Source organism: Thermosynechococcus sp. JY1331 (genome assembly GCF_031583475.1).
Classification (GTDB): Bacteria; Cyanobacteriota; Cyanobacteriia; order Thermosynechococcales; family Thermosynechococcaceae; genus Thermosynechococcus.
Genome location: NZ_CP134180.1, coordinates 300,768 through 312,632 on the forward strand (window position 1 = coordinate 300,768; position 11,865 = coordinate 312,632).

The 11,865-nt window shown below is 53.7% G+C and carries 11 protein-coding genes; 2 read left to right on the top strand and 9 right to left on the bottom strand.

The window, feature by feature from the left end:
* Positions 1-77: 77 nt before the first annotated feature.
* A complete protein-coding gene (locus RHJ31_RS01365; RefSeq protein ID WP_302677091.1) occupies positions 78-1,076 on the bottom strand; it encodes a 2-hydroxyacid dehydrogenase in 999 nt (332 codons plus the stop codon).
* Between the two features lie 212 nt (positions 1,077-1,288).
* On the bottom strand, positions 1,289-2,443 hold the full coding sequence (locus tag RHJ31_RS01370; RefSeq protein WP_302677092.1) for a DegT/DnrJ/EryC1/StrS aminotransferase family protein: 1,155 nt from the start codon (positions 2,441-2,443) through the stop codon (positions 1,289-1,291).
* Between the two features lie 119 nt (positions 2,444-2,562).
* On the opposite strand from RHJ31_RS01370, the gene RHJ31_RS01375 reads away from it, so the two are divergent.
* Complete coding sequence (locus tag RHJ31_RS01375; protein WP_302677093.1) at positions 2,563-3,912, top strand: pentapeptide repeat-containing protein; 1,350 nt, start codon at positions 2,563-2,565, stop codon at positions 3,910-3,912.
* On the opposite strand, the gene malQ is transcribed toward RHJ31_RS01375, so the two are convergent.
* The 7 genes from malQ to RHJ31_RS01410 all read right to left on the bottom strand — a co-directional run bounded on the left by malQ (position 3,909) and on the right by RHJ31_RS01410 (position 10,826).
* On the bottom strand, positions 3,909-5,465 hold the full coding sequence (malQ, locus tag RHJ31_RS01380) for a 4-alpha-glucanotransferase (RefSeq protein WP_302677094.1): 1,557 nt from the start codon (positions 5,463-5,465) through the stop codon (positions 3,909-3,911). The two genes, RHJ31_RS01375 and malQ, sit on opposite strands and share 4 nt — an antisense overlap.
* Before the next feature lie 23 nt (positions 5,466-5,488).
* Positions 5,489-5,821, bottom strand: coding sequence for a DUF3007 family protein (locus tag RHJ31_RS01385; protein WP_206200753.1), 333 nt, complete (start codon positions 5,819-5,821; stop codon positions 5,489-5,491).
* A 5-nt stretch (positions 5,822-5,826) separates the two neighbouring features.
* Positions 5,827-6,057, bottom strand: coding sequence for a photosynthetic/respiratory NAD(P)H-quinone oxidoreductase subunit L (gene ndhL, locus RHJ31_RS01390; protein ID WP_181495109.1), 231 nt, complete (start codon positions 6,055-6,057; stop codon positions 5,827-5,829).
* Between the two features lie 31 nt (positions 6,058-6,088).
* Positions 6,089-6,802: a photosynthetic/respiratory NAD(P)H-quinone oxidoreductase subunit K gene (gene ndhK, locus RHJ31_RS01395; protein WP_302677095.1), complete on the bottom strand. Its 714-nt coding sequence runs from the start codon at positions 6,800-6,802 to the stop codon at positions 6,089-6,091.
* 120 nt (positions 6,803-6,922) lie between these two features.
* Positions 6,923-7,849, bottom strand: coding sequence for an isoaspartyl peptidase/L-asparaginase (locus tag RHJ31_RS01400; RefSeq protein WP_302677096.1), 927 nt, complete (start codon positions 7,847-7,849; stop codon positions 6,923-6,925).
* Between the two features lie 76 nt (positions 7,850-7,925).
* A complete protein-coding gene (locus RHJ31_RS01405; RefSeq protein WP_302677097.1) occupies positions 7,926-9,077 on the bottom strand; it encodes a hypothetical protein in 1,152 nt (383 codons plus the stop codon).
* 249 nt (positions 9,078-9,326) lie between these two features.
* Positions 9,327-10,826 (bottom strand): cryptochrome/photolyase family protein, encoded by a 1,500-nt coding sequence (locus tag RHJ31_RS01410; protein ID WP_302677098.1) that lies wholly within the window; start codon positions 10,824-10,826, stop codon positions 9,327-9,329.
* A gap of 101 nt (positions 10,827-10,927) precedes the next feature.
* On the opposite strand from RHJ31_RS01410, the gene trpC reads away from it, so the two are divergent.
* Positions 10,928-11,854: an indole-3-glycerol phosphate synthase TrpC gene (gene trpC, locus RHJ31_RS01415; RefSeq protein WP_206200758.1), complete on the top strand. Its 927-nt coding sequence runs from the start codon at positions 10,928-10,930 to the stop codon at positions 11,852-11,854.
* The last annotated feature ends 11 nt before the right edge of the window (positions 11,855-11,865 follow it).

An 11,865-nucleotide genomic window follows, 5' to 3' on the forward strand; every position in this document is an offset into this window, starting at 1 on the left:
TCCTGAAATAAATGCGATCGCTACTATAGCGGATCTGTTTGCCAGAAACGTTATAGCAATAACCGTTTCGCCGAGCCTTACATCTGTTTCACTTCGTTTGCTAGGGGCAGGCCTTGCTCAAAACAGGTCAGATTTTCAATTGTCGTACGGGCAATATCCGTGAGGGCATTGCGGGTAAAGAAGGCTTGGTGAGCAGTAATCACCACATTGGGGAAGGATTGCAGGAGTTGGAAGGTGTCGTCTTGAATAATCGTGTCCGAAAGATCTTGGAAAAAGAGGGAGTCTTCCTCTTCATAGACATCAATGCCCAGATAACCAATTTGGCCGCTTTTAATACCCTCAATGACTGCTTTGGTGTCCACCAGCTTGCCACGACTAGTATTGATCAACATGACACCGCGCTTCATTTGGGCGATCGTGGTCGCATTGATCAGGTGTTCATTTTCGGGGACAAGGGGGCAATGAAGAGTGACAATGTCCGATTCAGCCAAGAGGGTTTCTAGGGTTGTGTAGGTGCCTATCTGCTCAAAGTCTTTGTTGGGGTAGGGATCATAGCCGTAGAGGTGACAGCCAAAACCATGCATAATCCGGGCAACAACACGCCCAATTTTGCCTGTGCCAATGATGCCAACGGTGCAGCCGTGCAGGTCAAAGCCCATCAGCCCCTCTAGGGAAAAATTATCATCGCGCACGCGGTTGTAGGCACGGTGGAGTTTGCGGTTTAGCATCAAGATCAGCCCCACTGTATGCTCCGCTACCGAATAGGGGGAATAAGCACTGACGCGGGTAACTGTGATGCCCAAGCTGGCCGCTGTTGCCAAATCCACATTGTTGAAGCCCGTACAGCGCAGCGTCACCAGACGCACCCCCAACGCTGCCAGCCGTTTGAGGGTCTCTGCCCCCAGATCATCATTGACAAATACACAGACGGCCTCATGTCCCTCGGCAAGGGAAACTGTTTGAGGACGCAGCAGCACATCGTAGTAGGTGAGGAGATGGGGATGACCTTGAGCTTCATTGGCGGCATTCAGAAACTGGCGATCGTAGGATTTGGCACTGAAAACGGCAACTTTCATAGCATGGCTCTCCTAGCCCAAGTGACATTACAGCCCTTTTCACTAGGGTTGAACACTCTGAATCCTGAGAACGTTAATGGCGGACAGCATGCCGATGTGTCCTGTCTGTTAACCCCATATTTCACAAAAGAGCTGTAGTTAGCTTAGCGAGTGTCAGCTTAAGGTTGTGTTAAGGGAGGACAAATACCCAGACAACTGCTTAGGGGATGCCCTTAGCGCTTACGAAAAAACTGGCGAATGGTTGCGGCAATATGCTCAATGGTGGCATCGCTCAATTCAGGCCAAATGGGTAAGCTGAGAACCTCGCTGGCAAGGCGATCGCTCACAGGATTGGGTGGAGATTGCCCCTTATACATCGGAGAGTGATCTTGGGGAATCGGGTAGTAAATCATCGAACTAATACCAGCCTCCTTGAGGTAAGCCGCGAGCGCATCCCGCTGGCCATTGAGCACCCGAATGGTATATTGATGAAACACATGCCCTGGTGAGACTGCTGGGGTCACCACCGCCTCAAGACCCGCCAAGGCTTGGTTATAGGTTTGGGCGACTCGCCGTCGCTCTTGATTCCAGCGATCGATATGGGGTAGCTTCACCCGCAGAATTGCCGCCTGTAGGCTGTCCAAGCGAGAATTGTAGCCAATCATTTCGTGGTGGTAGCGTTGACGGGAGCCGTGAACCCGCAGCATGCGCGATCGTTCGGCTAAATCATCATCATTGGTGGTAATCAGCCCCCCGTCGCCATAGGCACCGAGATTCTTGGTGGGAAAAAATGAAAAGGCTCCCATGGTACCGATCGCCCCCGTGAACCGATGAGCTAAAGCCTCTTGAGTTGCCGTTTCACATTGACAGTTCTCACAGGGCGGACAATAGCGGGCACCAAAGGACTGGGCACAATCCTCAAGAATGGCTAACCCATGGGCTTGGGCAATTTCAACAATTGCTCCCATAGCAGCTGGCCGCCCAAATAAATGAACCGGCAAAATCGCCTTGGTGCGGGGGGTAATGGCTGCGGCAACTTTACTGGGATCAAGGTTAAAAGAGTCCAGTTCCACATCCACAAAGACCGGGCGGGCACCCACCAAACTAATCGCCTCTGCCGTCGCAAAAAACGAAAAGGGGGTGGTAATCACCTCATCCCCAGCACCTATTCCCAAACTGCGCAGGGAAATCACCAGTGCATCTGTCCCTGAATTAACTGCTACCGCATGGCGCACCCCTAAATAGGCGGCTACCTCTTCCTCAAAGGCCTGTACCTCTGGCCCTAGAATGAACTGACCGGATGCCAGTACGCGGGCAACTGCGCGATCGATGTCTGCTTGCAGGAATTGATATTGGGCCTTGAGATCAAGAATAGGGATGGTATCCATGAGAGAGCGCAAGTCTTTATTATCATCCTCTCACGAGCGTAGTGTGGTTTTAGCGAATTAAGCTAGGCTTAGAGTGTAGAGCCGTTCTCAAGGGCGGGGTTCCAGACCCGTTTTTTTTGATGAATCCCCAAGAGTTGTTAAAACGCTATGCCAGCGGTGAACGGGACTTTAATCGTGCCAGTTTGACAAATGGCGAGTTTATCAACGCTGATTTACGGGGGATTATTCTCTCCCGTGCCGACATGGAGTGGGTCAACCTGAGCGGAGCCAATCTCAGTGGTGCGGTGCTGTGTGGCGCAGAAATTGTTAATGCCATGCTCATCAAGGCAGAATTGGTGGATGCCAACCTCGCTGGCGCAAACCTTAGCCGCAGTGATCTCAGTTGGGCAAACCTGACGCGAGCCAATCTCAGCCGCGCTGAACTTAGTGAAACCACCCTGCGGGGAACGGTGCTTCAGGGTGCCAATCTCTCTCGTGTGGACTTGGCGAATGCGGATCTACGGGGATTGACACTCGACGGCGTTAACCTTTCGGGGGCAAATTTACAGGGCGCGAATTTGCATGGCACGGATCTAAAGCAGGCGAACCTAACCCGTGTGGATTTAATTCAGGCGGATGTCAGCAATGCCAATCTCAGTGGTGCGAACCTCAGCGGTGCCAACCTGAGTGGCGCGAACTTAACGGCGGCGAATCTCACGGGAGCCAATCTCAGCCGCGTTGATCTCACGGAAGTCAAGCTCAGTGAAGCCAACCTTGCCAAGGCCAACCTTGTCGGCGCGGAACTGGCCAAGGCGGATCTGTCCTCCCTAGAACTTTCAGATGTCAACCTCAGTGGTGCCAATCTCAGTGGCGCGAACCTGAGCCATACCAACCTTAGCCGCGCGGATCTCAGTGGGGCAAATTTACGGGGCGCCAACCTCAGCCATGCCAAACTGGTGGGCACCAATCTGCAGGGGGCGAATCTCCAAGGGGCAAACTTGCAGGGGGCATTGCTGGACAATGCGGATTTGAGTCAAACGGATCTACGCAGTGCCAATCTCAGTGGCCTCGTCTTTAATGGCGTGAAGCTGCGGGGTGCCAATCTCAGTGGTGCCAATCTTCGCGAAGTGGAGTTAACGGAAGCCAACTTTAGCCGTGCCGACTTGGTAGAAGCGAATCTCAGCCGTGCCCGCTTGGTGGGAGCCAACCTGAGTCGTGCTACTCTCTCAGAAGCGAATCTCAGCCGCGCCACCCTCAGTGGAGCTACCCTGAGCCGGGCAACGTTTAGTGGCAGCTTACTGGGAACTGTAGATCTCAGCGGTGTTAACTTGAGTGGGGCAGACTTAGGGGACGCCAACCTCTCAGGCTCTAACCTGTCGCGGGCGGATTTGACGCGGGTGAACCTGACTGCTGCGGATATGAGTGGTGCCAACCTCAGTGAAGTGGATTTGCGGGGTACGATTATGCCCGATGGCCGACGGCGAGCTTAGGCGGGGTCTTTTTCGGGGACGGCTTCTTCGGCAGCTTCAACCGGCTGGGGTCTCGGTGGCGCTTGACGGCCAAAGAGGTGCACCAAGTGCTTCAAATGAGCGGCAAGTTCAGGGGTAAGTTGACCCGCAGTTAGGCGCCACGCCCAGTTGCCTTCGCTCGTACCGGGGAAATTCATGCGGGCATGACTATCGAGACCGAGCAAATCTTGAACGGGAAGAATGGCTTGGTTGGCAACGGTTCCTAGGGCCATGCGAATCAAAGCCCAGTGGGGTTCGCTGGGGGTATAGCCCAAATAGTCAATGAGGCGCTGCTGTTCCCAGTCACTGAGGGTGCGGTACCAGCCGACAGTTGTGTCATTGTCATGGGTGCCGGTGTACACCACACAGTTGCGCTCTTGATTAAAGGGTAAAAAGGGATTATCCGAACCACCGCCGAAGGCAAACTGGAGAATTTTCATCCCCGGAAACTGAAACTGATCCCGTAGGGCAATGACATCGGGGGTAATATCCCCTAAATCCTCGGCGAGAATAGGCAGTCGTCCCAAAGCAGCTTGCAAGGTTTCAAAGAAGGCAGCACCAGGACCCAGTTGCCACTCACCGTTGACGGCTGTTTCCTCTCCTTCGGGCACTTGCCAGTAGCCCTGAAAGCCGCGAAAGTGATCCACACGGATAATGTCCATGTAGGAGAGCAGGGCACGGAAGCGCTCAATCCACCAAGAGTAGCCATCGGCAGCAAGGGCTTTCCAGTTGTAAATGGGGTTGCCCCAGAGTTGTCCTGTGGCACTGAAGTAATCTGGAGGCACACCGGCCATGAGGGCAACCGCACCCGTTTCTGGATTGAGTTCAAAAAATTGGGGAAAGGCCCAGACATCGGCACTGTCGTGGGCAACATAAATGGGAATATCACCAATAATCTGAATCCCCTGTTGATTGGCGGCTTCCTTGAGGGCGTGCCACTGCTGGTAAAAGAGAAATTGCTGAAACTCGTACTCAAAAATGCGCTCTTTGAGAACGGCTTGGATCGCGGCAAGGGCGGTGGGTTCGCGATCGCGCAAAGGGGCGGGCCATTCATACCACGGCTGTCCCTCGTGGTGATCCTTCAGCGCCATAAAGAGGGCATAGGTGGGCAGCCAGTAGTGGGCAAGGGCTTGAAAGTCGCGAAAGGCCTGCCAGTCTTCTGGGGTGGCTTGATTCTGAAAGCGTTGAGCAGCAAGGCGGAGCAGGGGGAGTTTTTGGCTAATGACAGCCTCGAAATCGACGCGATCGCTATTCTCAAACCTAAGTCCTGCCAAATCTGCTTCCGTTAACCAGCCCTCCTTGACCAGTTCATCCAAGCTGATCAGCAGTGGGTTGCCGGCCATCGCGGAGTAGCACATATAGGGGGAATTGCCAAAGCCCGTTGGCCCTAGGGGCAAGACCTGCCAGTACTGCTGATCACTGGCAACCAAAAATTCCAAGAAGTCATAGGCGGCTGACCCCAAGTCACCAATGCCGTGGCCATCGGGCAGGGACGTGGGATGAAGCAGTAAACCACAGGAGCGGGGAAAGTGCATTGCCAAACTAGGGGAAAACTGAGCTAATTATCGCCCAATTCTGGATCGGCAATCTCGCTGGATTCCGCTAGAATTTCTGCTTCAAGGGCGGCTAGCTCCTCTGGCGACATCCGCGCAAGGCGATCGCTCATCACGGCCTCCTCATAGTCTTTGAGTTGCTGGTGGTAGGTCATCCGTCCTGTAAAGACCCGCAGGAGATAGGTGGAGAGCCAACCCAGAACCACCAAGACAAAAATGGCTTGACTCCAAATCCCGGCTTGAAGCGGCTCAACCCCCGCAATGCGCAACAGCAGATAAACCAAGCCGCCCGCAAGGAAAACACCAATACCAATCCCTAGAACATCAATGCGGCGCATAGCACCTAGGAATCGAGAGAGCGCGGTTGGGGACGAAAGTTAATAAAGGGTGCCAGCAGGAGTAATCCCGGAAAGAAGAACGTCACCAGAAAGTACATAAATGCCCGCTCAAAGGAGCCAGCCACATACCAGCGAGCATTCAAATAGGCATAGACGATCGCCGGCACCACCAGCAGATACAGCCCTGCCAAGGCGCCATAGACACCGAGTACCAAAAGCTCTGTTGAAACTGCCATAATTGCTACCTCTTCACCAACGATGACCAAACTACTCTGCAACGGTGCGGGTTTCGCTCACGGCTTCCCCAAGGGCAGGAACGGCCATTCCCATGGCTTGCGCAAGGGCTGGAGGCGGCGCTTGGCGGCTGGGGGCATTGAGATATTGACCGGTGAGAATAGGGGGCACCGGCTTCATCTTGTGCTTGGCGGTAAAGAGGCGATGGGTTTGGGCAAGGTTGCCGCGCTCACTGATATGCTCATTGGCAATTTTCTTGCGCAGCTTGACAATCGCATCCATGATCGCTTCTGGACGGGGCGGACAGCCGGGCAAATAGACATCCACGGGAATCAGCTTGTCCACACCACGCACGGCGGAATAAGAATCAGAGCTAAACATCCCCCCTGTGATCGTGCAGGCACCCATCGCAATCACGTACTTGGGATTGGGCATTTGATCGTAGAGGCGCACCAAGGCGGGTGCCATTTTCATCGTGATGGTGCCAGAGGTGATGATCAAATCCGCCTGACGGGGGCTGTTGCGGGGCACCAAGCCAAAGCGATCGAAATCGAAGCGCGAGCCAATCATGGCCGCAAACTCAATGAAGCAGCAGGCAGTGCCATACATGAGCGGCCAGAGGCTCGATAGCCGTGCCCAGTCATAAACATCGTTGAGGGAAGTAAGGATGATATTTTCCGCAAGTTCTTGGGGAACTTCAGGACGAGCAATTGGATTGAGGATGGCAGGCGAGGTCGTATTGGTCATAGGGTTCCCTCAAGGGACATCGGCCAAATGTAAAAACACTTAAAATTATAGGCCTTTACCCTAACAGATGCAGCCAATTGCATTGAGCTGGCAATAAAAAAACTTGACAGCAAGGATAAATTATTTTTGGCCGCCCACCTGCAGGCCGGGGGGTAGGTCTAAGGTGTCACCAATGGTGATGCCATTCCAGTAGGCCGCCAGCAGGACATCACAGGTTTTGCCCCAGGCGATCGCCCCTTGATGGTCGAGGCCAATGGCGCCAAAATCCCGTTGCCGACTCGCGGCTTCCCGAAAGGATTTTTCAAAGGCCGCCTCAAGGGAAAGCCCATCGGTGACGCGCACCACAATCCGCGTGGCCAGCGCCTCATCCAGAATATCCTCACCAATGCCAGTACAACTGACTGCTGCTAAGCTGTTGGCATAGGTGCCGGCTGGCGTTGCGGAGTCACTCACCCGCCCAATACGCTCAAAGCCCTTGCCGCCAGTGGAAGTCCCCACGGCCAAGTGTCCCTGCTGATCTAAAACCACAACACCAATCGTGCCCCGCCTTGCCTCCTCGGCCACGACTCCGGCCATCGATGTTTGGAAATTGCCTTTGCGTTCCTCGAGCCACTCGTAGAGTCGCTGATCCGTGAGGGGTTGATACACAGGAAGCTGCAATTCACGAGCGAGCTCTGCTGCTCCCACATCGGACAAAATGCGATCGGGGCACTGTTGCAACCAATGCGCAAGGTCAATGGGATTTTTCACCCGTGAGACATTAATGACACCGCTGAGGCGCTGCCGCTGCCCATCCATGAGCGAGGCGCTCATGCGAATTTGACCGTCGGATTGCAGCACAGACCCCGTGCCTGCATTAAAGCGCGGTTCATCCTCTAGGAGCCGACACCCCAAAACCACTGCCTCAATCGCCGTTGCCCCTTCTTTTAGGGCCTGAACCACTTGGGTAACAATGGCATGCAGGGATTGGCGGACGGGAATGAGACCGCCTTTGTCTTGGAGCGAGCTGCCGGCGCCGCCATGGAGAATCAAAGTGGGTTGGGGCATCCTGAATAGGCGAGATAGAAATCAATGGACTAAATTCACGATACCCCGCGGCGAGGGTCTAAATCCACGGGCTGCCCTAAGCAACTGCTGCCGCTGGCATGGTCTCTGTCTGAGTCGTGGCTTCCTCAGTATCCAGTAGCGCTTGTAGTTCTTGGATGGCTTGTTGGGTATCCTCCACTTGACTGAGGAGCGATCGCGCGATTTTTTCCCCAGAGGCGGTGGACTCTACAACCTCGCGAATGTGATGGCGAAAATGATTGGCCATTTCCTCTACTTGTTGGTTGGCAAAGACCACTTGGTTGGCCAGTTTGTTAATTGCCTCACTGATAAAATCGAAACCAGCCATCTGCTGGCCACTGCGACTGGCAATCAGCCCCGCCTGCACCGCAAGGTGTTTCACCTGACGGGTAATCTCAGCAATTTGATGGGTGGCTTGGTCGATAATTTCCACGTCCTGTTTTAGCCGTTCGCTGAGGCGATAAACCTCCGCTGTGTGACGGCTAATTTGGTTAACCCCGGTGAAGGTTTGCTGAAAGGCTTTGCGCCCCCGCTGGGAAAGAACTTGGCTAATGGAGACGAACCGTTGATTGAGTTGGGCAATCCGCTCCGCTTGCTCACGCACAGAGCGCTCCTGCTGCTCTAGGGCTTCGTTCATCTGTTGGGTGCGGGTCAGCTCGCTTTCAAGGCGCTTGGCATAGTCTTGGTTCCGCTCTTTTTCGACCTTTAACTTCTCAAGGAGTTGCTGGGTGTGGAAGTGCTGCTGCTGAATGAAGAGATTTTTCTTGCTCAGCACTTGCGCTTGGGCAATCAGGATCACCCGCATATCCACCAACACCAGTTGCTTGCCCTTACGCACGACCACGGGTTCGTAGACAAAGGCGGGGGGGCGACTCAAGGCCTGTTCCACGGCTTCTTCCACAGGAGTGCGTGCCATCAAAACAAGGGGAGGTACTTGGGGTGCAGCAATTTCTGGAATCAATTTGATCGGGCGCGGCAAGTAGAGATCGCGACCAAACTGCTTGCTCATGCGCTCAAAAAACTTGACCTTGGAGATCATGCCGATGACGCGATCGCCTGCCACCACCAGTACCCCCGGTAGCTCAGGATAACGTTGAAATTCGTCAGCCACTTTTTCAGAGATGGTTTCAGGGGAAACCTGATAGGAAAAATAGGGTAAGTCAGCCAACGTAGCGGCTGCAGACAGTTGGATATTGACTGTCTCATTCATTTGATTGTCCCCCAGAATGAGTATTCAATTGTTTTAGCGTGAAGACTGTACTCTGCTTTACCTCACTTAAATTATCTCGACTTAAGAGTAGGAGGAAATTATTTTTTGGTTATCTTTTGGTTAAGTTCGATTCCCACTAGATTTCAAAATACCCGAATTTTTCGTTTATTCCAGATTCACTGACTTCGGATTAAATTTAAGACGTATGGCAAATGAATGTTATGTAGAATACACTTTTTATTTTCGAGGCTATGAATTTTCAGCATACCACTGCTGCACCTGCTGTTGAATGGCTGCCGTTTCTGTGGCACTCAGTTTATCCAAATTTTTGAGGATAATGCTCATGCGTCCTTGGCGACTCAAGATTTTGCGGTGCCGGGCTAGAAAGTGCCAATAAAAAAAGTTAAAGGGACAGGCGCGATCGCCCACTCGTTGCTTGGGATCATAGGCGCACCCTTGGCAATAATTACTCATGCGCTGAATGTAGTTAGCAGACGCCGCATAGGGCTTGGAGGCCAACAGCCCGCCATCGGCAAATAAGCCCATTCCCAAAACATTGGTTTGCATCACCCAGTCGTAGGCATCAATAAAGACACTGTGGAACCAGTTTTCCACTTCTTGCGGAGACAAGCCAGTAATCAGGGCAAAGTTGGCGAGGATCATCAGCCGTTGAATGTGGTGGGCATAGCCTGTGCGCTCAATTTGCTGCAGAACGTTGCGCAGACAGTTCATGGTGGTGCGATCGCCCTGCCAAAAGAACGTCGGTAAGGGGTGAGTGTGCTGAAAGAAATTATGCTGGCAGTAGTCGGCGCCAAGGTAGTGATAGAGACCATACATATACTCGCGCCAGCCGAGAATTTGGCGAATAAAGCCCTCCACACTGTTGAGGGGCAGCGGCCGTTCCCTATAGGCGGCTAAGACAGCATCGATCACTTCTTGGGGGTGCAATAGCCCTAGGTTCAAATAGGGGGACAGCAAACTGTGCCATAGGCTCTCTTCTCCTGCCACCATGGCATCTTGGTAGGGGCCAAACTGGGGCAAGCGGTATTCAATAAAGTTTTCCAAGACCTGCAGCGCTTGGGCGCGGGTGACTCCCCAGTCAAAGGGTTCGATGTGGCCGTAGGTGTCAAAGTTCCCTTGGCGCACTGTCTCAATGACTTCTTGGCTGATCTGATCGGGAGAAAAGCGCAGCGGTGGTGGCGGTTTGAGGCGAGTAGGCGGCGGTTGGCGATTTTCGGCATCGTAGTTCCACTTGCCACCCACGGGCGATTTGCCGTCCATGAGAATTTGAAACCGTTGGCGACCGGCGCGGTAGAAATACTCCAAGACCAACGTTTTGCGACCTGTCGCCCAGTCCTGAAATTCTGCTTCTGACCAGAGAAAGTGATTGTTGGGCAAGAACTTAATGGTACAGGGGAGATCGAGGGTAGCGATCAGATCCCGAAAGGGGCGATCGCTGGGCTGCATGATCCGCAGTTCGTGGATATGGTGAGCTTCAATCCACTGTCGCAAGGGGGTAGCAAAGTCGGAGGCGATCGCGTAAGTCACCGGCCAACCGGCTGCCTCGAGTTCTTGGGCAAAGTGGCGCATGGCCGACCAGACCAGCACGAGTTTTTGGGCATGGTAGCGGCGTTGTTGCACCCATTGGCGGGACTCAATGAGGATGACGGGCACAGGGGTTGGACAGCTTTGCAGGGCTGATTGCCCTTGCCACAGTTGATCGCCTAAAACCCAAACGCCAATGGCCATCCGAACTCAGATTGTAAATAAGGACTAAGGGAGAATGGTTTAGTACAGCCAATGTGATTTATCTTAGTGTTCAACTGTTGCAACTCCATACGACACTCATCATGCAAATTCGCCGGCGTCCCCCTAATCCCGCTGTAACCGTTCGCAACCTCCACTACCAAGTACCGGTGGCCGATGAGGCTCCCCGCAATATCCTTGAGAAAATCGTTTGGCACAAGGAACAGGAGGTAGAGCAACTGCGGGAAGTGCTCCCCCTGCCGGACTTGCAACGTCAGGTACTCGATGCACCACCCGTACGCTCCTTTTTCGCCGCGCTGCAAAACCCTGTCACCCAGCCAGCACTGATTGCCGAGGTCAAGAAGGCCTCTCCCAGTAAAGGGGTGATTCGCCCCAACTTTGACCCGGTGGCGATCGCCCAAGCCTATGTTGCCGCTGGCGCGACTTGCCTTTCCGTCCTAACGGACAGTGAGTTTTTCCAAGGCAGTTTTGAGTACCTAGCTCAAATTCGCCAAGTGGTGGACGTGCCACTGCTGTGCAAGGACTTTATCATTTACCCCTACCAAATGTTCTTAGCGCGGTTGCGGGGCGCTGATGCGGTTCTCTTAATCGCTGCCATTCTCTCGGATCGCGATCTGCGTTATTTCCTGCGCATTGCCCATGGCTTGGGGCTAACCGCATTAGTGGAGGTGCACAGCGCCGAGGAGATGGAACGGGTACTTGAGCTGGAGGACGTACAGTTGGTGGGCATCAACAATCGCAATTTGACGGATTTTAGTGTTGATCTAGCCACCACTGAACAGCTTTTGGCCACCTATGGGGCGCAACTGCGCGATCGCGACATCCTCGTGGTCAGTGAATCGGGCATTCATCAGCGCGCCGATGTTGAGCGGGTGACCCAAGCGGGAGCCAAGGCAATTTTGGTGGGAGAATCCCTCATGCGACCCCCAGCAGAGATGGCGCACCTCAGCGCTGCGGAGCAACTCCAAGCACGGATTCAGCAGTTATTCCCAGAGTTGGCACACAAGTAGCGCAGTTAACT